This is a genomic window from Pedobacter sp. N23S346 (assembly GCF_048515415.1).
Taxonomy (GTDB): domain Bacteria; phylum Bacteroidota; class Bacteroidia; order Sphingobacteriales; family Sphingobacteriaceae; genus Pedobacter.
This window is the reverse complement of the sequence record NZ_JBLYEE010000007.1, coordinates 1-24,053: the sequence shown is the minus strand read 5'-3', so window position 1 is coordinate 24,053 and position 24,053 is coordinate 1. Positions and strand designations below refer to the sequence as shown.

The following is a 24,053-nucleotide window of genomic DNA, read 5'->3' as shown; positions in this document are numbered from 1 at the left end:
TTCAAAAATAAAGGAAACATCCCGCCTTCTAGTACTCTTTAGGTATAGGGGGATGATGCGGTGCTTAACTTTTTGTCTGCTGCTTTATGTCTTTCAGCTTTCTCTGCTTTAGTCTTTCAGCTTTGAGCTTAATTAGCTATTTTTGGGCTTTTATAATAATTTTTCATGAGCATTTCCACACATTATAATCCAGCAGAAACAGAAGATAAATGGTATAGCTATTGGCTATCGAAAAAGTTTTTCCATTCAGAACCTGATGAGCGCGAGCCTTATACCATCGTTATTCCGCCGCCAAATGTTACTGGAGTGTTGCACATGGGGCATATGCTAAACAATACGATTCAGGATGTTTTGATCCGTAAAGCCCGTATGCAAGGAAAAAATGCCTGCTGGGTTCCGGGAACTGATCATGCCTCTATCGCTACTGAAGCGAAAGTTGTAGCCATGTTAAAGGAACAAGGGATCAATAAAAAAGACCTTTCTCGTGAAGAATTTTTGAAATATGCCTGGGAGTGGAAAGAAAAATATGGTGGGATTATTTTAGAGCAATTGAAAAAATTGGGTGCGAGTTGCGACTGGGACCGTACGCGTTTTACGATGGAGGAAGACCTTTCGGCTGCTGTTATCGATTCGTTTATTCATTTATATAAAAAAGGCTGGATTTATCGCGGTATCCGTATGGTAAACTGGGATCCGGCTGGTAAAACGGCTGTGTCTGATGAGGAAGTAATCCGTAAGGAAGTAAATCAAAAGCTTTATTACATCCGCTATACCATTGTTGGCGAAAAGACTTCGGACTCCGGACTTCAGACTCCCGACTATCTTGTTGTAGCAACTACTCGTCCGGAAACAATTATGGCCGATGCCGCAATTTGCATCAATCCAAATGATGAGCGTTTTACACATCTAAAAGGGAAGAAAGTTTTTGTGCCGCTGGTTAATCACGAAATTCCAGTTATTGAAGATGAGTATGTTGATATTGAATTTGGTACAGGTTGTTTAAAAGTTACACCAGCGCATGATTTGAATGATTATGAGTTGGGTGTTAAGCATAATTTGCCAGTTACTGATATTTTAAATGACGATGGAACTTTAAATGAGTTAGCCGTTATTTTGGTGGGTGAAGACCGGTTTGTCGCCCGTAAAAAGATTGCTAAATTGTTGGATGAGGCGGGTCATTTAGAAAAAGTTGAGGATTATAAATCGCAGGTTGGATTTTCTGAACGTACTGATGCTGCTATCGAACCGAAACTTTCGATGCAGTGGTTTGTAAAGATGAAGGAAATGGCACAGCCTGCTTTGGATGATGTTTTAAACGGTGAGGTAAACCTGATTCCAAATAAATTTGAAAACACTTATCGCCATTGGATGGAGAATGTTCGAGATTGGAACATTTCCCGTCAACTTTGGTGGGGGCAACAAATCCCTGCCTGGTACGATGATAAGGGAAATTGGGTGGTTGCAAAAACCAAAGATGAAGCGCTGGAAGAATTCTGGAAAAAGAAACATTTAGACGAAAACGGTTCTGAAGCAGATAAAGTAGGATTTAAACACCAATTGGAACCTTTTTTAAGGCAAGACGAAGATGTAATGGATACCTGGTTTTCTTCCTGGTTATGGCCCATTTCTGTTTTCGACGGATTTAAAAATCCTGATAATAAAGATATCAATTACTATTACCCTACCAATGATTTGGTAACGGCGCCAGAAATTTTATTCTTTTGGGTGGCGCGTATGATTATGGCCGGGCATGAGTTTATGGGCAAAAAGCCATTTACTAATGTTTATCTTACCGGTATTGTTCGCGATAAGTTAGGTCGTAAAATGTCTAAATCTTTAGGTAACTCACCTGATCCGATTGGATTGATCGAAAAATATGGTGCCGATGCAGTTCGCGTGGGGATGTTAATGTCATCTCCGGCAGGTAACGATTTGATGTTTGATGAAAGTTACTGCGAACAAGGGCGTAATTTCGCTTCAAAAATATGGAATGCTTTCCGTTTGGTTAAGGGCTGGGAGGTTGATCATCAATTAGAAAATCCAAATACACAGGCGATTTCTTGGTTTGAAAACCGTTTCAACGAAGCTTTGGTGGAAATCGAGGATAACTTTAAGCAGTATCGCTTATCTGAGGCCTTGATGATCACTTATAAATTGGTATGGGATGATTTCTGTGCCTGGTACCTGGAAATGGTTAAGCCTGCCTATCAACAGCCAATTGATGCAGAGAGTTATCAGGCAACGATCGGATTTTTTGAAAACATCATTAAACTATTGCACCCGAATATGCCTTTCTTAACGGAAGAGCTATGGCATGATGATTTATTCGCGGAACGTGGAGAAATGGATTGCTGTATTGTTGCGGACTTTCCTAAAGGTGGAGCAATTGATGAAAAGCTATTAAAAGATGCTGAAGTAGTTAAAACGGTAATTGCTGAAATCAGAAATGTTCGGAACCAAAAACAAATTTCGCCGAAAGAGGCTTTGCCTTTAAGCTTGAAAGTAAATTCTGATATCAATTATGAAAAATGGTTGAATATTGTTTTCAAATTAGCTAATGTATCGGAAGCTGAAATTGTGAATGATAAAATCCCGGGTGCTACTGCTTTCATGGCAGGGAAAGATGAATTTTTTATTCCATTAACTGAAAACATTGATGTTGATGCAGAACGGATTAGACTAAATGCTGATTTAGTTTATCTTCAAGGTTTCTTAAAATCTGTAGATGCCAAACTAAGCAACGAGCGTTTTGTGCAGAATGCTAAACCCGAAATTATTGCTAATGAACGTAATAAGAAAGCAGATGCTGAGGCGAAAATTAAGATTATTGAAGAAAGCCTAGCGATGCTGGGATAGATTATATTATAAGGTTTTTAAAACCTTATAGGATTGGAATGGCCCTTTAGAATTAATTTTCTAAAGGGCTTTTTGTTTATTAAAAGTTCACAACTAAATCCTGCTACTCGATTAATTTTGAACGGCTACATTGCTCCGGTTTCTAAATTGTTACCAAACCTTCCTGTAATCTCTAAATTTAAAACCCTATTTTAGGGTAATTAAAATTAAGCTTTCTAACCAAATCTAAACCTGCTATTTGCATTTAAACTGCAATTAGGTATTGTTATGAATTAATTTAATAACCAATCCAGTTTAAAATGAAGTCAAGAATTACTATTGTACTGCTCTTACTTTCCATTTTCCTTTTTAGTTTTCAATTAGAAAAAAAGACTTATCTCCAAGTTGGAATAGTAGCACCTATAGATAAAGATAGTTTGGTATTTGCAGCTGGCTTCAAAATTTTCGGTGAGTCAGTTGGACGGATGATTTCTCCAGCTTTACCGATAGAAAAATTTAAACAAAATCTCGAACTCATCAAAAAAGCCAAAGGCAAACTCTATATGTGTAACGTCATGTTTCCAGGGGAGATGAAGATTGCTGGTCCTGATGTGGTGGAACAAGATGTTTTGGCTTATGCAGAAGGTTTATTTTCCAGAGCCGAACAAGCCAAAGTAAGTGTAATTGTTTTGGGGAGTGGAACGGCCCGTAGAATCCCAGAGAGATATGATCTTCAGAAAGCGAAAGCCGATTTCGTTCAATTGTGCAAAAAGTTAGCCGCATCTGCAGGAAAACATCATGTTAAGATAGCGCTCGAAAACCTTCAAAGCCAGGAGACTAATTTTATCAATAATGTAAAAACCGCTGCGGAAATTGTACGGGCAGTAAATCATCCCAATTTCGGGCTCAATGCAGATATTTTTCACATGCGGCGTGAAAATGAATCCCCTCAAAGTATTATTGATGCCGCCGAGGTTCTAATCCATTGTGAAATTGCCGAGCATGAAGCCAGAACCCTACCTGGAATTAAGGGTGACGATTTCAAACCTTACTTATGGGCTTTAAAAGAAGCAAAATACAAAGGACCAATATTTATAGAAGCAGGCGCAAATTATACGCCTGTTCAAATTGCAGAATCCTACCAGTTTTTAACCAAACAAATTGAAGCCGTTTATACGGATTAACATTGTACTGCTGTCAATCACAAAACTATTTATGGAAAATTCCAGGAGAAAATTCATTAAACAATCGGCCATTTTTGCTGCGGCTACCTATGCAGGAACAATGGGCATGAGTGCCAAAAGTTATGGACGAATTATCGGAGCAAATGATCGGGTTCGTGTGGGTATTGTCGGTTTTTCTGACCGTTTTAAAGATACCTTACTTCCTTGTTTCCTCAATCACAATAAAGAACTCAATTTTGACGTAGTTGGTCTCTCAGATTTATGGAACTATAGAAGGGATTTAGGTATTGCCCATTTGAAAGAGAAATTCGGACACGATATAAAAGCATGTAGAAATAATGATGAATTATACGCCATGAAAGATCTTGACGCTGTAATCATTAGCACTGCAGATTTTCAACATGCTTTACATACCATCGAAGCTGTGAAAGCAAATTGTGATGCGTATGTGGAGAAACCTTTTGCAGAAACGATGGATGATGCAAAGGCTGCTTTGAAAGCCGTTAAAGCAACAGATCGCATTGTTCAAATTGGTTCGCAACGCAGGAGCGGAGAAAACTATGCCAATGCAGCGAAGTTTATCCAAGACGGAAAGTTTGGCCCCATCACGGCAGTAGATTTAGTGTGGAACGTGAATCAGCCGGGCCGTTGGCGCAGACCAGATTTGGTTGCGAAATTAAAAGAAGAAGATATCGACTGGAAAAGATTTCTATTAAATCGTCCTTCTGAAGCTTTCGATCCAAGAAAATATCTAGAATACCGCTTGTTTTGGCCATACTCATCAGGGATGCCCGGGCAGTGGATGTCGCATCAGATTGATACCGTTCATTGGTTTACTAATTTAAAACATCCGCGGAGCGTAGTGGCCAATGGTGGGATTTATACCTGGAAAGATGGACGCAGAAACTGGGATTCTATGGTTGCAGTATTTGATTATGGTCAGCCGAATTCTGAAGATGGATTTCAGGTAACCTTTACTTCCAGAATGCAAAATAGCGTGGGTGATGTTGGCGAAGTTTACTATTCTAATGGAGGTGAATTAAATCTGATTACCAATAAAGTTTCACCAAAAGGCGGATTAAAACAACAGGAAGCGGCAGCAATGGGTATGAAAGCCAATCTTTTGCCAGAATTTGATTTGAGTAAAACAGCCATCAAGGCGGCGACGGGTGCGAATATGGGTGGGGATTCATTAACTTCCGGGCATATGAGAAACTGGATGGAATGTGTGCGGAGTCGCAAAACACCAAATGCACCTGTGGAGGCTGGCTATTCTCATTCTATCGCCAACATCATGACGAATGCAGCGGTTCGCACCGGAGCTAAATCTACTTTTGATGAAGGTAGGCAGGAAGTAATTGCCAATGGAAAAGTATTTAAATATTAATATCAAGCACGAAGAAGTAAGAACTATGTCAAATCTCAAAAAATACAGTATTCTAGCCCTTGCATTAATCAGTTTTTCAACCTTCGCCCAAAAAGCAAAACCCCTTTTTGATGGAAAAACCTTAACTGGCTGGAAAGCTGTTGCAGGTGCGGCGCCTTATAAGGTTGAAGATGGAATGATTGTAGGTACCATGACAAAAGATACGCCGAATTCATTCCTCATTACAGAGAAAGAGTATAGCGATTTTATTCTCGAACTCGATGTAAAACTGGAAGGCGAAAACACCAATTCCGGGATCCAGACCAGAAGCCATATTAAACCAGAAGGAAACAGGGGTAAAGGACTGGTTTTTGGCAGGCAGGTGGAAATCGATCCAACGCCCAGATCATGGACCGGGGGTATTTATGACGAAGCAAGAAGATTATGGCTTTATCCACTGGAGTTAAATCCGACGGAAAAATCCTTATACAAAAAGAATGAGTTTAATCATTACAGAATAGAATGCATTGGAAATGAACTTAAAACATGGGTAAATGGGAGCCCGGTTGCTGATGTTATTGATACACTTGATCAATCTGGATTTATTGGTTTGCAGGTGCACAGTATTGGCAATAATTTAGAAAATGATGGAAAAAAAGTCTATTTCAAGAATATCAATATTGAAACAACTGGCCTGAAATCAAAGGCGTTTCCAAAAGGAATTTATACGGTTAATATAACTCCGAATACATTATCTGCCTATGAAAAATCGGAAGGCTACAAATTACTCTTTGATGGAAAAACTAATAATGGCTGGGTTGGCGCTTATAAAACCGACTTCCCTGCAAAAGGATGGAAAATAGCGGATGGCGTAATCAGTGTAGAGCCATCGGGCGGGTCAGAATCTACCAATGGTGGAGATATTGTCACCAAAGCAGAATACTCGGCTTTCGATCTGTCTTTTGAATTTAAGCTTACGCCTGGTGCGAATAGTGGATTGAAATATTTTGTTACCCTGAGCGAAAAAAATACAGGCTCTGCAATTGGCCTGGAATACCAGGTTTTGGATGATGAATTACATCCTGATGCGAAATTAGGAAGAGATGGAAACCGAACGCTAGCCTCTTTATATGATTTAATCACTTCGAAAAAAGAAGCAAGGTATTTGCGGCCAATTGGCAGTTGGAACAATGCCCGTGTAGTTGTTTATCCAAATAATAAGGTGGAACATTACTTAAATGGCGTAAAAGTTTTAGAATACGTTCGTGGATCTGAGGAGTTTAAAAAATTGGTTGCTATAAGTAAATACAAAGACTGGAAGAACTTTGGTGAGGCGCCAAAAGGCCATATTCTGCTCCAGGACCATGGGAATAAGGTAGATTTTAGAACGATTAAAATCAAGACTTTATAATGCACCGTCGTTCGTTTTTAAAAAAATCTGCTTTGTTTGGCACGGGCGTTTTAGCTTCAGAGCAAGTGTTAGCCAACCTCACGCTTAACCGCGAGAAAGTGATTAATGTGGCGATGATTGGTTGCGGCGATCGGGGAAAAGGCGTACTTTCTGTAATTAAGTCGATGCCTGCAAAGTTTAATATTACTGCTTATTGCGATGTTTTGGATTTTCGATTGGATGAAACTAAAAAATATGTTCCTTCATCTGCAAAAAGTATCAAGAACTACAAGCAGATCTTAGATGATCGGAATATTGATGCTGTTTTTATCGCGACACCACTTAGCGAACATTTTAAAATTGCGAAAGACGCTGTTCTTGCCGGAAAGCATGTGTATGTAGAAAAAACCATGACGTACAATATTCCACAAGCATTAGAATTGAGGGATTTGGTTTTGAAATATCCTAAACAAGTTTATCAGGTTGGTTATCAATATCGTTATTCACCATTATATTTCAGGGTGAAGGATATGATCAAAACCGGGTATTTGGGCAAAGTCTCACAGGTTGATTGCCGTTGGGACAGGAATGGGAATTGGCGCAGAAAAGTGAATGACCCTAAGCTAGAAAGGCAGATTAATTGGCGCATGTACAAAGAATATTCTGGCGGATTAGCGGCCGAATTGCTTTCTCATCAAATCGATTTCATTAACTGGGCTTTCGAAACGCAACCCGATGAAATTACCGGAACCGGAGGAATCGACGTTTTTAAAGACGGTCGCGAGACTTATGATAACATTCAAGCCATGCTTCGATATGATCAGGCTGGTATGATTGGAAATTTCGGAGCCACCTGTGGCAATGCGCATGATGGTTATCTGTTCAAAATTAAGGGTACTAAGGGTTCGATTTCGCTGCTGACCAATACGGGCATTTTTTATCCGGAGCAGGAAACTATAAAGGAATTGGGAATAGTTGATGGCGTTACGGGGGCATCTAAAATTGTAGTGAATACAGATGGTGGAATTCCTATTCTTCCGAAGCCTACTTTAGATGGTACTAATTATGCTTTGGATGAGTTTTATGAGTCGATTATTTCTGGCAAGCTTCCGGCATCAAATGTAAAAACGGGAACCCAGGCTTCGATTTGTGTAGCGATGTGTAATGAGGCGGTTTACTCCGGGAATAAACAGGTTTGGAAAAAGGAATATGGTGTTTAATTGCTTCGTCGTTTTTACTCGCTAAGGCAATACTACGCTAGTAGTCGTCTTCCTGAACGTGTTTCAAGATCTTATTTATAAAGATGCTGATAGTAGTAGGGTTTCACTATCTCCATACCCATCACCCTTACTGCAGTGGAGGGGCCTTTTTAGCCTGCGGTTTTGATTTTTAAAGTCAAAGAGTTTTTCCCACTGCGCTTGGCTTGCCTCGGCTGGCCGCCGAAGGGCTACCTTCTTTTCCTTAGATGAAAAGAAGCAAAAATCAAGGCTTGGAACTGATGTCGGGTAAATTCGTTAAAGCTTTATTTCGGCAGCACAAGCACCCGATGAAGAATCGGGAGAGGATGCGCTGCCTTGGGTTGTGGTGGTATGAGAGATTGTGGTTGATGCTTTAAACGATTTCTCCTTCCATCATTTCCTAGGCCAGTGAGCAGGGCGGCAATAGCGGGGTTCGATTCTAAAATTATGAGTTTATCTATGAGAAATAGGTTTTTCGCAATGGTATAAACGGTGGGTTAAAGCGGTCGTCTTCCTGAACTTGATTCAGGATCTTTTTAATATAAGTACTGAACTAAAACCAGCATTAAGGATTCAGCTGGTTAATTTATAGCTTTAACCAATCACAAATCCAAATAATCTGGCATCTCTTGCGTAAAAACAAAACTACCTTTCTCTAAATCCATTTTAGCATAAACATGCTGTAAGCCATTGGTTAATACAATCCATTTGGCTTGGTGAATGGAATTATATCTGGAGGCCTGCTCAAAAACCGACTGCGTAATTTTCACTTTCGGCGCCTTACATTCAATCAGCATCAACTTTTCTCCAGCGGTATTATACACCAAAATATCACTGCGTTTTTGTAACTGATTCAACACCAAGCCACCCTCAATTTGAATCAGCGTTTTTGGGAATTTCTTTTCGGCAATCAGCTGCTGGATAAAATGTTGCCTAACCCATTCCTCCGGAGTTAAAACCAGATGCTTTTTTCGCAATTCATCAAAAATAAAAACCACATCATCTTTTCTGGTAATCTTAAAAGGATAGGGTGGAAGATTAAGCGGGGTAGGGTTAAACATTTTATCAGTTAGCAGTTTTCAATTGGAATTTTCCAGTTAACAATTAAACAATCGAATAATTGCTGTGGCCTTCAAAGTTAATATTGTTTATAAACATTTAATAAATCCTAAAAGCTAAATTGTAATTTTACCCTCAATGACTGCTGCCGAAATTATTAAAGATTTAAAAGCCCGAAAATTCAAACCCGTGTACTTATTGCATGGAGAAGAAGCCTATTACATTGATCAGATTGCTGATTATATAGAAGAAAATCTTTTGAATGATGCCGAAAAAGGATTTAACCAGACGGTGCTCTACGGAAAAGATACAGATATGGCAACTGTTTTGGGCGCAGCAAAACGTTATCCAATGATGTCTGACTTTCAGGTGGTGATTGTAAAAGAGGCACAAGATTTAAAATGGGGCAAAGAAGATGCCGGTAACAAAGAAGCAGAATTTGTACTCAATTATTTCGAAAAACCCTTACCCAGCACCATTCTGGTATTGGCATTTAAGTATGCAAACTTCGATAAGCGTAAGAAGATTTATAAAGCCATCAATAAGTCTGGCTTAATTTTTCAGTCTGACCCTGTTCGTGATTATAAACTGGTACCCTGGATCGAAGAATTTATCAAAGAGAAAGGATACAAAATCGATCAGCAGGCATCTGCTTTAATGGCAGAATACCTGGGGACTGATCTTTCCAAAATTGCCAATGAAATTGAAAAATTGATGCTAAATGTTCCGAAGGATGTGATGATCAATACCGATTTGGTACAAAAAAACATCGGGATAAGTAAAGAGTATAACGTTTTCGAATTGCAAAAAGCACTAGCTATTCGGGATGTCTTAAAATGCAATAAAATCATTAATTATTTCGCCAGTAACCCAAAGGCTAATCCAACGGTAATGGTTTTGGCTAATCTTGGAGGGTACTTTACCAAACTGCTCAAATACCATTATATTCCGAATAAAGCCGACGCTGCATCAGCTTTAGGGGTTCCGCCGTTTTTTATAAAGGATTATGAAACGGCAGCAAGAAATTACAATACAGGGAAAGTTTTTCAGGTGATCAGTCTCCTTAGGGAATATGATTTGAAAAGTAAAGGCCTGGATAGTTCTGGAAATGTAAGCGATGGCGAATTATTAAAAGAACTGGTTTTTAAAGTTATCCATTAATAAAGCAACATGTGAACTTATTCGCATAATTAAAAAACAAGGAAGCACCTTAATGAGGGCTTCCTTATTTTTTACTGGTCGAAAGACTATTGCTCCACATAGTTTCGACTGTGAAATATAAACCGACTTCTTCCGAATACAATCAATCGCTTATTTTAATTTTACAGAAAGATTGTTTGTCTCTATAAAGACGAGCAAACATTTCCTGACAAGGTTGCACCTGCACCATTAGATGCTGTTACAGTGGCTTTCACACTAGATGCGTTAAGAACAGTAAGACTATAAGGTGGCATAAATGCATTAACGCCATTTCCAGCAGTATTTCCTGTTACCGAGGTAAAAAGATTATTTTTCACTTGAACAGCTGTGGCATTATTTTCCATCAAATCAATAGGTTTTTTAACATTTTCAAAAACATTTGATTCAATTAACAGATTTGACTCCATACCGGCTTGCACACAACTGGTACTCACAGAACTGTTAAAGTAGTTATTTACAATATGAACTCTTCCATACCTTACACGCGGCATTCTGGCTACACAGCCCTGCGCCCACCAGCAACGCACAAAAGTAATACGGAAATGACCTTTATCTGTAGCGATATTATCTCCTGAGCCGATCAAATTTGAGAAACGGTGATCATCTGATCCACCTGGTCCATCTGGTTTAGGTGCTTTTAGATAGGCGAATTTTGTATAAGATACCGTAATAAAGTCTGATGTGTTTTTAATGTCGAAGTTTCCATCAACACCATCTCTGAATTCACAGTGATCTACCCAAACATTATTGCAGGCATCAACAGTAACATTGTCCCAGCCGTCTACATCATAGGCCCCCGGGCCTTCGAAAATAATGTTTCTGATAATAATGTTGTTGCACCGCTTGATATACATCAATCCTGAATTGTCTTTACTCTGATCTGCGGAAACAATTTTTGCGCCAGCTGATCCAAACAATGTTTTTCCGGTTTGATCCTGAAAAGATATTCTCCCGCCAGAAGGAATTGTGATCGTTCCATTCACCTGGATTACTTTAACACCAGTATTCTGGATTGCCGCTTTTAACGTAGCATAATTGGTTACTATTGTTGGGGTAACTTCGCCACCTCCAGTTGTTCCACCGTTTTGAGATGACCAGCCCTTTGATGGACATGCAGCTTCGGTAATTGCCTTTGGGATGGTTAATGACTGACCTGCGACTGTGCTTGCATCATCAGATTGATTAAATTTTTTGCAGGCGGGCATTGTAAACGCCACGGCGACAGCCATGAGGCTAATAACGAAATAATTTTTCATTTTGATTTTAATTTGGTTAGAATTTAAAGGAAAGTTGGAGCGCTGTTTTTCTCGAGAATTCGGATATTACGATATGATTGTATTTTTAAAATTACATATTGTATCAGTTAAAATTGTCTTCTTTTGGATAAAAACTTGTGCAATCGTTCCCGATAACGATTGCAAGCATCTAAAAACACCTACTATTGAACTAAAATGAAAAATTATATGCCTCTTTAGATATTGGTCGTTCCGATTTTAGCTTGTGTCAAATTAATTAAGGGTTTATTTCACAAACTTTGATTTTAATTCTTCAGCATTATGTCGCCCGGCTTTATAGTTTGGATCTAAAGCAATAGCTTGTTCAAGATAGGCCAAAGCTTTTGTCCGATACTTTCTGCCCTGGTGTTGTTTTGCCCAGGCCCAATAAGTAAAACTCATAATCTTCCAATCCGCATATTCTGGATTATTCTCTTGTTTGTTAATCATGTTCTGAAAATCCTGTATCGCAAGCTTTCTTTTCGTGATCAAAAACCAGGGTAAATTTTCTGCAACACTTCCCCTTAAAAACTCTGGCAGGTAACTTACTGCTGCATATTTGGTGATCGCATCTTCAAATAGTTTAAACGCTTCATCCAAGAGTTTAAGTTTCTTGGTTTCGGCTCCCACTAAAGCTAATGCAGAAGCCCGGTAAGATGTGATGTAAGGCATGAGTTCCTGGTTGGTAATCGATGAGTTGAACAAATTGCTTAACTGATCAAAACTTTTTTGAGCATAACCTTTATATTCGTTTTTAGAGAAGAAGGAGAGATTTAATGCCGTTTCATGATAAATAATTCCAAGTCGTACTTTATTTAACTCATTTGGTACCTCGCGAAATTGGAGTTCTACTTCTTTAAGCTTAACTTTCAATTCGGTAGTATCTATAATTTCCATTACATTATCCAATTGATGTATGTAGGTTTTAACTTTAGAAAATTCAGGTTGCTGAGCCGATAGGCCTTGGATGAATGTCATCGTTGTAATAATTAAGGTGATAAATCTGTGTTTCATTTTTGTTATCTGAATGAGATACAAAGATGCATGGGCAGATTTATCGGCAACGATAACTTAAGTTAAGACTTTTCCTTCTGTATAATCCTGTTTCGTATGCGGCTTAAACTTTCCGGACTTACGCCCAGAAAATTGGCAATATATTTTTGTGGAACCCTTTGAAATAAATCAGGTTGTTTTTTCAACAGGTTTTGAAAACGTTCTTCTGGTTTCTCTGAAGATAAAGACATTGCAATTTCTGTAGCCCGCTGCGCCACTTGTTCTGCCATTAAGCGCCCAAAAGTTTCATATTTACTGCATTCCTGATACAGCTTAAAAAGGTTTTGTTTTTTAATTAAGAAAACTGTTGTGTCTTCCATTGCCTGGAGATTCATCTTCCCGGCGGTATCGTAAGTGAAGCTTTGAAAATCGGTTACCCAAAACGTATCAAAAGAAATATCGCAGGTTTTTTCTACACCATCTTTAACATGAAAATGCCTGATCGAACCTTCTGCAATAAAGGCGATAAAATTGCAGACCCGATCATCCTTTAGCAGAAAATCCTTTTTCTTTAAGATGTTTTTTTCGAAGTATTTATCAATAAGTTCGAGTTCTGAAACGGAAAAGGGAACGCGCTTGCTGCAATATTCCTTTAGTTTGGTATACATTAACAATAAACTTAAGTCTTTACTCACTTCTCTACCAATGTCATTTCCATAATGCGGTTGCCAACAGTAATCTTCTGTTCAAAAAGCTGTCTCGTGAGCTGATCAATCACATAAATACTTTTACTATCGGCACTGCCACTAATATCATCGCTCACATTTACCACCCAAACTTTTCTTTCACCGAGTTTTGAGCTGCGGTATTTTCCCTCACTTACGCCTAAAATATGCGCTTTAATTACACCTGTTTTTCCCTTAGGATTATAATCATAAATATCAAAGTCTGCCTGGTAACCCATTTTTAAAGGGAGCCAGTTAATTAGCATAGGATAAAAGTTGCTATCAAAGTAACCGGAAGCTACTTTTTGTGAAATTTCGGTGGTTTTGTTCGCTGCTTTATCCTTATAGAAGCCAGTAATTACATCATTAAAATGAAGTGACATGTCTCTTTGCATATTGTAAGAAGCGTGATAAACTGGAGAAAGATCTGCACGATTTACAATAGTAGAATCTATCCAGGGTGAAGGATTTGCGTTCATTTTTACCGCTGTAATAACCAGGATTTGATCTCCTGCAACTTCAACTTTAGTATCTACAACACCTATCTTCATCTTGCTGGTATCTCTAACCACTGTCCAAACCATCTGGTAACTTCGATTTTTAATCCACTTCTTATCAATAAGGTTTTTCTTAGGAGTAATCATTTCCTGGCTTAAGCCTAAAAAGGGTATAGTGGCAAGCCAGAACAGCGTAAAGTAGATTTTTTTCATAAAGTTTACTGAATGTATCTGTTTGATGCCATCTTCAGAAACTTGTTACACCACTCTTTTAATAAAGCGAGCCATCAACTATTTGATCTTACAAAAATGGTTTTCAGATTTTCATGAGATCTGCTACTTAAAACAGTCTTTAAATTTCCGGCCGATGGGTAATTGCTTATCATCTGCTAAAATAGCAAATTGCGAATTGTGTGATTTTACCTGTTTAAGATGAACGATATAAGATTTATGAATCCTGACAAAACCTAGTTTTTCATTTTTCTCAATAAAATCTGAGAGGCGCTGTAACACCATATATTGTTTAAAGCGGGTGATGATTTTTAAGTACTCTCCAAAGCCTTCAATCCACAGAATATCTTTAGTCGGAATCTTGTTCACCATATAATCTGATTTAAAAACCAAAAAATCTTGCTCTTGATCAAGGCCGATAAACTTCAGGTAATCTACCGCTTTTTGAACTGCCTTAACAAAACGTTCAGGAAATACGGGCTTAACAAGATAGTCGATCACATCCAGTTCATAAGCTTTCGCCGCATGAGTTGGATCTGCTGTGATAAAGATGCAAAGTTTACCTTTGGGCACGAGTTCAACCATTTCTGTGCCCGAAATGCCAGGCATCTCGATATCCAGAATAAGTAAATCAACTTCATCCATGCGGTTATAAATTACAGCCTCCGTTGGATCCTGAAAGCAGGCCAGGAGTTCGATATCGTCAATGGTTTCACAATATTTGCGAATCAGATCAAGTGCCGGCGCCTCATCATCAACATAGATAGCCTTTATTGGTTTCATATGTTAATGGTTAGTTTGGTGAAGTAAGAAGTTTCGTTCTGTTCAGTTTTCATTTCGTATTTTTCTCCGTATCCCTGGTCTAAAATCATTTCCAGCACTTTTAGCCCTGCGCCACGATAAGTTGAAGCATCATCCTTTATTTTTTTTTCAGATATAGAATTCGAGACCTTAAATTCTACTGTAGATGGCGTAAAAGACAGTGCTGTGGTAACCTGTGCCTTTTCATCTCTGCCCAGTGCAGCATATTTCACCGCATTTTCGAATAGAGTGAGGTAAATGGTTGGTGGAATCTCTACAATTCCCGTGAGTTCACTCGCCTCAAAATCCATTAGCAGATTTAAATTTCTATTGCTTTTTAATTGATAAAGTTTGCTAAGGGCAGCTATCATCTGAAGTTCCCGCTCAATGGGAATGGTTTTTTTCTCTATTTCATAAGTAGTATACTGCATCAGGAGGCTGAGCTGCTTAATCAGATCAGCAGAACTGCCATCTGTAGCGTAACTATGAGCGTAAATATTATTAAGTGTGTTAAAGAGAAAATGTGGATTGATTTTAGATTTTAAAAGTTCCATATCTGCCTCTTTTTTCCGAAGTGTAAGTGCAGATAATTCCCGCTCGGCAATAAGCTTATATTTTGAAATGCCTTGCATGGATGGCACCAGAATAATCATTGCCTGCATAAAGTAAACCATAAACAGGTATTTACCGTCCGAAAATTTAAAAGCACTAAAAAGTTCTGGCTCAATCAAGATCCTGATCAGGCAAGAAATCACAAATAGAGATGCAGTATAGCGCACGTATTCGCCGTATCTGGCCCGCTGGTAAAACTCTGGAACTAATTTTTTGAAACACAGGATATAGACCGGAACATTTATGGCCAGCATAAACAGCATGGCTAATGCTGCTTCAGTAAGATTAAAAAAGCTGACATAAATATAGCTGCAAACGCCAGAAAAAGCTATCCAAAACAAAATATGCTGTATGGTGATCACCCCTGGCCACCTTCCGTTTAACAGAAAATCCATTACTTTCTTATCAAAAGATAGCCGGAGTACTAAAATCAGGAAGACTAAATTAATCAAAAGGATCATTGCATTTGGGTTGTTTCTGTAGTTCGTTTATAATTTCTGTTGTTTATTGATATAAATATTTTTGCGCACTACTTATACTCATCTTTAATAAACAGCTACATCTGTTTTTGTATCTGAATTAACCAAATATAAACATAGGATTTACTATTTCAATTTAATGGGCAACAATCAATGATGGCTGGTCAATCGTTTTTTCTTAAAATAAATATCGCTCTGCCACGTATTTTACGATACTTTTTCCCTGCAATAATTTGTTGTCTTTTTATTAACGCTGTATCTGCTCAGGATAAAAAACAAAATAAACCACTCATTGCCTACCTTAATGAGGATAAAACGCATTTTATTAAATTTTCTGGTTACGGACAGTTCTGGGCAAGGTATACACAACTTAATCCTGGAAGTAAAGTAAATGAAAGCCTTAAAAAAAATGTGGCAGACCTTTCTTTACGCAGGCTGAGGATGAAAATGATTATTGCCCCCACTGATAATTTAACGCTTACTTTTCAGGGAGGTACCACTAATCTAACTTACTTAAATGATAATGAAAGCGCTTTTGATTTGCTTGATGCTTTCGGCGAATATAAATTCAATGATCAATTAAGCGTTGGTGCCGGGCGTTCCAACTGGAAAGGACTTACCCGCTTTGCTGCCGGGCCCACCGCTACCTTACTTTACGATGTTCCCTTTCTTGATCTTGGAAATGTAAATAAAACAGACTTAACTTTAAGAAACCTAAATTTATTCGCCAAAGGCCAATTGGGAAGACTGGATTATAGGGTAATCCTGGCAAAACCTTATGTGCCATCCACCACGAAACCAGTTCAGGGCATTTCTGGATTTAACAATTTAACAGTTAAACCAAATCTGTCTGCTTACGTAAAATGGGAGTTTTTTGAAAAGGAGAGCAATGCCGGGCCAACATCCGCGGGGAGCTATCTGGGGAAGAAAAAAGTGCTTGCTGTTGGCGTTGGTGCAGAATTACAGAAAGACCTATTGTGGCACCTGGCCGGAACAGATACGGTATTAAATGATATGAAGCTTTATAGTGCTGATGTATTTTATGATACACCAATCAACTTACAAAAAGGAACTTCATTTAATGTTTATGCGGCGGTTTTTCATCATGATTATGGCCCCGGTTACGTTCGCAATTTAGGCATTAACAACACTGCAAATGGTTTGGATGCAAATATGGCCTCTTTTAATGGTTCGGGGAACAGTTATCCGGTAGTGGGTACGGGTAATAGTTTGCTTTTCCAAACGGGGTTTACTTTACCTTACTTTAATCAGCAGAAAAAGAAAGCCAGACTGATGCCAGCTATTGCCATTCAATATTCGAAATTTGATCGCTTGGCCGATCCCATGTTTACTTACGATCTTGGCCTGAGCTTATTATTGAAAGATCATGCTTCCAAATTTGTTTTTAATGCTCAAAGCAGACCTATTTACACGCTTCAGGGTAGCGACCTCAAAGTTTCTGACAGGAAAATGATGTTCGTTCTCATGTACCATATCAATATAGATTAATAAAACAGCACAACATGTTAATTAAAGAAATTCCTCAACCAGCAAATCATCAAACCAAACGTTCCAGGAGCGTTGGGATGCGAATTTTATCTAACCTTACCTTTTGGGTACTTATCGCCATTATTGCCGGTGTAGTGCTTGGGAGTTATGCACCTGCAACGGCGGTAAAGATGGAAATTATTGGTAAGACCTTTATCGATATTATTAAGCTTTTCATTGCCCCGATCATATTTTTAACCATTGTGCTAGGCATTAGTGGGATGGGCGATTTAAAGAAAGTTGGCAGAATCGGACTTAAATCGTTAATCTATTTTGAAGTGGTTTCTACCATTTCATTGGCCATCGGCATCCTGATGGCCGTTTTAATCAGGCCGGGAAATATAGATAAATCTGGCTTACAGATTCAAAATGCTTCCAAATATACCAATGCACCAGCAAAAGGTTTTGATTGGATTAACTTCTTTATGAGCAATCTAACCATTCAGGTGTTAGTTGCAGCCATCATTGTGGGCATTATTTTAAATTACTCTAAACACCGAGAAAAAGCGGTACAGGGTTTAAGCTATGCCTCTAAAATTGTTTTTATGGGCTTAAAGTACGTAATGTATCTCGCTCCATTGGGTGCATTCGGCGGCATGGCCTACACCATTGGTAAGTTTGGTTTACACACGCTTGTTCCTTTGGCGAAACTGATGGGAACCGTATACCTTACCATGGGGCTGTTTATCTTTTTAATTCTTGGCGGGATTATGAAGTATTACAAAATGAGCATCTGGAAGTTTATTAAATACATTAAAGAAGAACTTTTACTTGTTCTTGGCACCTCATCTTCAGAATCAGCATTGCCTTCTATCATACTCAAGTTGGAAAAGATGGGTTGTAGTAAATCCGTAGTTGGTTTGGTGATCCCTACAGGTTACTCTTTTAATCTGGATGGAACTTCGATTTACCTTTCTATGTCAGTTATTTTCCTTGCCCAGCTCTATGGCGTTCAACTTTCCGTTTGGGAAATGCTTAGCATTATTGGCATCCTGATGGTGACTTCAAAAGGAGCGGCAGGTGTTACCGGAAGTGGCTTTATTGTGCTGGCCTCTACCTTGGCAGCTGTCCACAAAATCCCGATCGAAGGTCTGGCATTTTTACTTGGCGTAGATAAATTTATGAGCGAGGCACGTGCCCTAACCAATATTATCGGGAACGGTGTGGCTACTATCGTCATCTCCAAAAGTGAAAATGAATTTCATCCAAAGGTTGAAGTGGAGCAGGAGCCGGATTTGATCAAAACGGAAAAGAGATTAGCTAAAGAAGAATTTGTATACTAAATCTAATAAAATGAATACATCAGAAACATTCAATGAATTAAGATTCAGCGTTTATGGTAAGCAGGTGCATTATCAATTAAGCGCAGAAAAGCTGGTTAGTCAAACGCTTGAGCGTGGGCAGGGCAGTCTGAGTAGTAGCGGTGCACTTTGTGTAGATACTGGCAAATTTACAGGCCGTTCCCCAAAAGATAAATTTACCGTAATTGACGATACGACTAGAGATACGGTAGACTGGGGCGATGTAAACAGACCAATTTCTCAGGCTCACTTTCATGGCTTATACAGTAAAATGCGGGCATATCTCTCAGAAAGAGAAGTTTGGGTAAGAGATGCCCATGCTTGCGCTGATCCCAGATATGGTTTAAGCATTAGAATTGTGAATGAAACGCCATGGGCAAATTTATTCTGCTATAATTTGTTTTTAAGACCTGACGAAGAAAATATCCTTATTGGTGAAACCGAATGGCTGATTTTACAGGCTCCTGGTTTTGAGGCCGATCCTGAAACTGATGGTACACGGGAAAAAAACTTTACGGTGGTGAACTTTACCAGTAAAATTATCCTAATTGGCGGAACCGCTTACACTGGGGAAATGAAAAAGGGAATCTTCAGTGTCTTAAACTATATTCTACCAGCAGAAAGAGGTGTTTTAAGTATGCACTGTTCTGCGAACGAAGGTCTTGGTGGCGATGTTTCCTTATTTTTCGGTTTATCAGGAACTGGAAAAACAACGTTAAGTGCAGATTCCAGTCGTTCTTTAATTGGTGATGATGAGCATGGCTGGTCTGATGAAGGGGTATTTAATTTCGAAGGTGGTTGTTATGCAAAGGCTATTGATTTGAATCCTGAAAAAGAGCCAGAAATTTTTGGGGCCATTAAACCAGGCGCGCTTTTGGAAAATCTTGTTGTTGATGCAGTAACTGGCACAGTTGATTTTTCGGATACCAGTAAAACTGAAAATACACGCGTAGCCTATCCGATCGATTTTATTCATAATGCCAAAGAAGTATCAGTAGGAGGTACACCAAAAAATATCTTCTTCTTAACTTGTGATGCTTTCGGCATCTTGCCGCCCATTAGCAAGCTAGATAAAGGGCAGGCCATGTACCATTTCATTTCAGGTTATACTGCAAAAGTTGCCGGTACGGAAATGGGTGTTTCTGAACCTCAATCTACATTTTCTGCCTGTTTCGGAAGGGTATTCTTGCCCTTACACCCGCTGAAGTATGCGGAGTTACTGGGTAAAAAATTAGATGAAAATCCAGAAATCAATGTTTGGCTGGTCAACACCGGGTGGATTGGGGGTGCCTTTGGAACAGGGAACAGAATCAGTTTGAAGTACACCAGGGCCTTAATCGCGGCAGCCATGAGTGGTGATTTGGAAAATGTTGCGTTTGAATCTCATCCGGTTTTCAAGTTTGCGGTACCGCAAGAATGTCCGAATGTGCCGGCAGAAATTTTAAATCCGAGAGCGCTTTGGGATAATGTGAATGAATATGATCAAAAAGCTGCAGATTTAGCCCTTTTGTTTGAAGATCATTTTTCGAATTATGCAGAACAGGCGAGTGAAGTAATTAAGGAAGCAGCGCCATCGTTTGTGTAGAATTTTTGTTATATTGAAGATCATTCCTACGAAATTTGACCCTGATAGATAAAACAGATCCAATTATTGAGAAGCTAAACAAGTCTTTAAGCTTACAAATCTTCATAGCCATTATTTTGGGTACCCTGGTTGGCGTGTACCTTCCAGATTTTGCGATAAAGTTACAGTGGGTAGGGAGATTGTTCGTTTCCGTGATAGAGCCCTTGGTTCCGCCGGTGATATTTTTGAGTATCGTTAGTGTTTTCGGAAGCCTGGAGAATCTTAAAGTAGCAGGAAGAATCACAGGGAAAGCCATTATCTATTTTGCAGTAGTGAGTACACTGGCCATTGTTTTCGGAATTTGCAGCGCGTTGATTATCCGGCCGGGGCGAATAGACAGGAGTTTGGTAGAGTCTATTTCGCCCGCCAGGTTAATTTCGACCAATTATGAAGGATGGCTTAAAACTGTGATGCAGAACAGCATGTTCCTGCTATTTATTTTGGCAGTTGTGGTTGGTATGATCATTAATCGATTGGCGAAGCGGGATCAGGTGGTAAATGTTTTCGAACAGTTAAAATCGATTGTACTTCGGCTACTAAGGTATGTTTTTATTTTGGCGCCAATGGTTACTTTTAGCGGCATCGCCTATACGGTGGGCCGCTTTGGTTTGGATACACTGGTTCCAATCGGAAAAATGCTTGCCGGAACCTATATCACGATGTTTTTATTCGTAGTGATTCTTTTCGGGTCGGTTTTAGCGGCTTTGAAAGTGAATCTTTTTACTTATTTAGGCTCAATTAAAAACGAATTACTTTATGCTTTAGGAACGTCATCATCCAGTTCTGTTATTCCATTACTGCTGGAGAAATTGGAAAAAGTGGGTTTGAAAAGACCAGTAGTATCGTTGGTTACGGTTACCGGAAACTCGTTGAATTTAAATGGAACCTGTATTTACCTGGCAATGGCAGTGATTTTTCTAGCTCAACTTTATAATGTTAGCTTTTCATTTGCCGAGCTCTCGGGGATTGTGGTGATTATTTTACTTACTTCCAAAGGTGCATCGGGCATTCCGGGAACAGGTTTTTTAGCATTGGTAACTACTGTAAGCAGCATTCATAAAATCCCGATAGAAGGTTTAGCTGTTTTGTTGAGCATAGATCGGTTTATGAGTGAGGCAAGGGCAATTACCAATACCATTGGGCATGCTGTTGCCGCATTAATTATATCCAGGAGCGAATCATAACGCTCCGCAATTAAAATAAATTAAAATGATAAAAAAATCAATTTCATACCTGCTTATCCTTTTTATAGGTTTAAGTGTAGGTTGCAAAAATAAAGAGGTAGATGAGCAGACTGATGTGGTGTTGGTGGGTGCGGGGGTAATGAGCGCAACACTGGGTTCGATGATGAAGACACTCAATCCAAAACTCAAAATCAATATTTACGAGCGTTTGGATCTGGTTGCGGCAGAGAGTTCTGATGCCTGGAACAATGCCGGTACAGGACACTCGGCCTTTTGCGAACTGAATTACACACCGCAACGTCCGGATGGAACAATAGAGTTTAATAAAGCCATCGCCATTAATGAGCATTTTGAAATTTCGAAGCAGTTCTGGGCTTATATGGTGAACAAGGGGAAACTTCCGGCGCCTAAATCTTTCATCAACAATGTGCCCCACATGAGTTTTGTTTGGGGTAATGAAAATGTAGCCTACCTTAAAAAACGTTATGAGGTATTGAGCAAGCAGTTACTGTTTAAAGGCATGCAATATTCTGAAGATTTTGATACGCTTGCTAAGTGGATGCCTTTGGTAATGACTGGCAGAGACCGGAAGCAAAAGGTTGCGGCAACTTATATGGCAATTGGTACCGACGTTAATTTCGGAAGCTTAACCAGGGGTTTAGTGGCTTCTCTGAAAAAGGAAGCTGGCGTGAAGGTAGAATTGAATCACGAAGTGAAAAATTTGAAACGCCTGGATGATGGCAGCTGGCTGGTTACCGTGCTGGATAAAAAAACCGAGAAAGAGCGAAATATAAAAGCAAAGTTTGTGTTTATTGGTGCCGGAGGAGGTGCTTTGAGGTTACTGCAAAAATCACAAATTCCGGAGGGGAAAGGCTTCGGTGGTTTCCCGGTAAGTGGCGAATGGCTGGTTTGTAATAACCAGGAGGTGATTGCCAAACACATTTCAAAAGTTTATGGCAAAGCAGGAGTGGGCGCACCGCCCATGTCTGTTCCGCATTTAGATACCAGGATTATTAATGGTAAAAAGGCTTTGCTTTTTGGTCCTTATGCTGGTTTTTCTTCTAAGTTTTTAAAACAGGGATCTTATTTAGATTTAACCCGTTCGATTACTTTGAAGAATATTTGGCCAATGATGTCGGCTGGAGCGGATAATATTCCGTTAACCAAATATCTGATCAGTCAGGTTACACAATCTGATGAAGAGCGTTTAAAAGCCTTGAAAGAATACTTTCCAGAAGCAAAAGCTTCAGACTGGAAATTGGAAACTGCCGGGCAACGGGTGCAGATTATTAAAAAAGACGAGAAAGAGGGCGGTGTACTCCAGTTTGGAACCGAGGTAGTGAGTGCAGAAGATGGCAGTTTGGCTGCTTTGTTAGGCGCTTCTCCCGGTGCATCAACTTCTGTTGATATTATGATTACTTTACTGAAAAAATGTTTTCCAAAAGAAATGGCTACAACAGCGTGGCAATCGAGAATGAAAGAAATGATTCCATCATACGATCAGCAACTTTCTGATGATAAGGATTTAGCCAATAAAGTAAGAAAGGCAAATAGCACTACGCTTGGACTAAAGTATTTTACGCTTGATTAGCACATTTAAAAGTTACTAACTCTATCTGCCTAATTGCTGGTAGAGTTAGTAACTTTTGTGAATTTATGAGGACGACTATCTGGGAATACCATAACCAAATCATCATGCTGACCTGTAGCGCAGCGGAAAGCTACGGCGTAAATTTAGCGTCATTCTGAATTCATTTCAGAGCAGCACCTTTCTGTGGTAAGATCCTGAATCAAGTTCAGGAAGACGGTTCTTCGTGGGTTCAGGAAGACCACTCAAATAATTTTCCCGCAGATTAAGGAGATTTCCGCAGAAGTGATCAGTAAAATCTGCGGTGATCATTTAGATCTGCGGGACTAACCTTTGGCATCATGCTGGAACAAGATCCCCGCGCAGAATCGTCTTTGCGAGGAGGCACGACGAAGCAATCTCATGTGCAGATTTCTTCGATGGAGATTGCTTCAGCAGATGAAAGATCTGCTTCGCAATGACGATTTTTTTGAAAGGATGCGTTAACACGAATCGTCATGCTGACCTGTAGCGAAGCGGAAAGCTACGCAGTAAATTTAGCGTCATTCTGAATTCATTTCAGAACAGCACCTTTTGTGATAAGATCCTGAAACAAGTTCAGGAGGACGATTCTTCGTGGGTTCAGGAAGACCACTCAAATAATTTTCCCGCAGATTAAGGAGATTTCCGCAGAAGCGAGTTGTAAAACCTGCGGTGATCATTTAGATCTGCGGAACTAACCTTTGGCATCATGCTGGAACAAGATCCCCGCGCAGAATCGTCTTTGCGAGGAGGCACGACGAAGCAATCTCATTTGAAGATTTCTTCGATGGAGATTGCTTCAGCAGATGAAAGATCTGCTTCGCAATGACGATTTTTTTGAAAGGATGCGTTAACACGAATCGTCATGCTGACCTGTAGCGAAGCGGAAAGCTACGCAGTAAA

Annotated in this window: 18 protein-coding genes; 11 read left to right on the top strand and 7 right to left on the bottom strand. The window is 39.4% G+C overall.

The annotated features are described in order from the left end of the window. Positions 1–165 precede the first annotated feature (165 nt). The 5 genes from ACN1CD_RS13425 to ACN1CD_RS13405 all read left to right on the top strand — a co-directional run bounded on the left by ACN1CD_RS13425 (position 166) and on the right by ACN1CD_RS13405 (position 7,995). Entirely contained in the window at positions 166–2,856 is a 2,691-nt protein-coding gene (locus ACN1CD_RS13425; protein WP_419130908.1) for a valine--tRNA ligase, read from the top strand. Positions 2,857–3,155: 299 nt separating this feature from the next. Next, positions 3,156–4,019 (top strand): sugar phosphate isomerase/epimerase family protein, encoded by an 864-nt coding sequence (locus ACN1CD_RS13420; protein WP_419130907.1) that lies wholly within the window; start codon positions 3,156–3,158, stop codon positions 4,017–4,019. Positions 4,020–4,050: 31 nt separating this feature from the next. Beyond that, on the top strand, positions 4,051–5,406 hold the full coding sequence (locus tag ACN1CD_RS13415) for a Gfo/Idh/MocA family protein (RefSeq protein WP_419130906.1): 1,356 nt from the start codon (positions 4,051–4,053) through the stop codon (positions 5,404–5,406). A 25-nt stretch (positions 5,407–5,431) separates the two neighbouring features. Continuing rightward, positions 5,432–6,796, top strand: coding sequence for a 3-keto-disaccharide hydrolase (locus ACN1CD_RS13410; RefSeq protein WP_419130905.1), 1,365 nt, complete (start codon positions 5,432–5,434; stop codon positions 6,794–6,796). After that, positions 6,796–7,995 (top strand): Gfo/Idh/MocA family protein, encoded by a 1,200-nt coding sequence (locus ACN1CD_RS13405; protein WP_419130904.1) that lies wholly within the window; start codon positions 6,796–6,798, stop codon positions 7,993–7,995. Before ACN1CD_RS13410 ends, ACN1CD_RS13405 begins: the two co-directional genes overlap by 1 nt. 620 nt (positions 7,996–8,615) lie before the next feature. Here the strand turns inward: ACN1CD_RS13405 and ACN1CD_RS13400 are convergent. Beyond that, positions 8,616–9,074, bottom strand: coding sequence for a type I restriction enzyme HsdR N-terminal domain-containing protein (locus tag ACN1CD_RS13400; RefSeq protein ID WP_419130903.1), 459 nt, complete (start codon positions 9,072–9,074; stop codon positions 8,616–8,618). A 136-nt stretch (positions 9,075–9,210) separates the two neighbouring features. On the opposite strand from ACN1CD_RS13400, the gene holA reads away from it, so the two are divergent. Further along, positions 9,211–10,233 (top strand): DNA polymerase III subunit delta, encoded by a 1,023-nt coding sequence (holA, locus tag ACN1CD_RS13395; RefSeq protein WP_419130902.1) that lies wholly within the window; start codon positions 9,211–9,213, stop codon positions 10,231–10,233. A 182-nt stretch (positions 10,234–10,415) separates the two neighbouring features. Here holA and ACN1CD_RS13390 read toward each other — a convergent pair whose 3' ends face one another. From ACN1CD_RS13390 to ACN1CD_RS13365, 6 genes are all read right to left on the bottom strand, one after another. After that, positions 10,416–11,528 (bottom strand): pectate lyase family protein, encoded by a 1,113-nt coding sequence (locus tag ACN1CD_RS13390; RefSeq protein ID WP_419130901.1) that lies wholly within the window; start codon positions 11,526–11,528, stop codon positions 10,416–10,418. Between the two features lie 264 nt (positions 11,529–11,792). After that, the gene (locus ACN1CD_RS13385; RefSeq protein WP_419130900.1) at positions 11,793–12,560 is read right to left on the bottom strand and encodes a hypothetical protein; all 768 of its coding nucleotides are present in this window, start codon (positions 12,558–12,560) and stop codon (positions 11,793–11,795) included. Between the two features lie 62 nt (positions 12,561–12,622). Beyond that, positions 12,623–13,207 carry a Crp/Fnr family transcriptional regulator gene (locus ACN1CD_RS13380; protein ID WP_419130899.1) on the bottom strand — a complete coding sequence of 195 codons (585 nt, stop codon included), beginning with the start codon at positions 13,205–13,207 and terminating at the stop codon, positions 12,623–12,625. Between the two features lie 23 nt (positions 13,208–13,230). After that, positions 13,231–13,974 (bottom strand): hypothetical protein, encoded by a 744-nt coding sequence (locus ACN1CD_RS13375; protein WP_419130898.1) that lies wholly within the window; start codon positions 13,972–13,974, stop codon positions 13,231–13,233. 123 nt (positions 13,975–14,097) lie between these two features. Next, on the bottom strand, positions 14,098–14,775 hold the full coding sequence (locus ACN1CD_RS13370; RefSeq protein WP_419130897.1) for a LytR/AlgR family response regulator transcription factor: 678 nt from the start codon (positions 14,773–14,775) through the stop codon (positions 14,098–14,100). Further along, on the bottom strand, positions 14,772–15,857 hold the full coding sequence (locus ACN1CD_RS13365; protein ID WP_419130896.1) for a sensor histidine kinase: 1,086 nt from the start codon (positions 15,855–15,857) through the stop codon (positions 14,772–14,774). Before ACN1CD_RS13365 ends, ACN1CD_RS13370 begins: the two co-directional genes overlap by 4 nt. 180 nt (positions 15,858–16,037) lie before the next feature. Between ACN1CD_RS13365 and ACN1CD_RS13360 the strand changes: the two genes are divergently transcribed. The 5 genes from ACN1CD_RS13360 to ACN1CD_RS13340 are packed head-to-tail and all read left to right on the top strand — an operon-like array spanning position 16,038 to position 23,132. Then, entirely contained in the window at positions 16,038–17,393 is a 1,356-nt protein-coding gene (locus tag ACN1CD_RS13360) for a hypothetical protein (protein ID WP_419130895.1), read from the top strand. 14 nt (positions 17,394–17,407) lie between these two features. Continuing rightward, the gene (locus tag ACN1CD_RS13355) at positions 17,408–18,715 is read left to right on the top strand and encodes a cation:dicarboxylate symporter family transporter (RefSeq protein ID WP_419130894.1); all 1,308 of its coding nucleotides are present in this window, start codon (positions 17,408–17,410) and stop codon (positions 18,713–18,715) included. 10 nt (positions 18,716–18,725) lie between these two features. Beyond that, positions 18,726–20,318 (top strand): phosphoenolpyruvate carboxykinase (ATP), encoded by a 1,593-nt coding sequence (gene pckA, locus ACN1CD_RS13350; RefSeq protein ID WP_419130893.1) that lies wholly within the window; start codon positions 18,726–18,728, stop codon positions 20,316–20,318. A 35-nt stretch (positions 20,319–20,353) separates the two neighbouring features. Then, positions 20,354–21,541 carry a cation:dicarboxylate symporter family transporter gene (locus ACN1CD_RS13345; protein WP_419130892.1) on the top strand — a complete coding sequence of 396 codons (1,188 nt, stop codon included), beginning with the start codon at positions 20,354–20,356 and terminating at the stop codon, positions 21,539–21,541. 25 nt (positions 21,542–21,566) lie between these two features. Further along, positions 21,567–23,132: a malate:quinone oxidoreductase gene (locus ACN1CD_RS13340; protein ID WP_419130891.1), complete on the top strand. Its 1,566-nt coding sequence runs from the start codon at positions 21,567–21,569 to the stop codon at positions 23,130–23,132. Positions 23,133–24,053 lie beyond the last annotated feature (921 nt).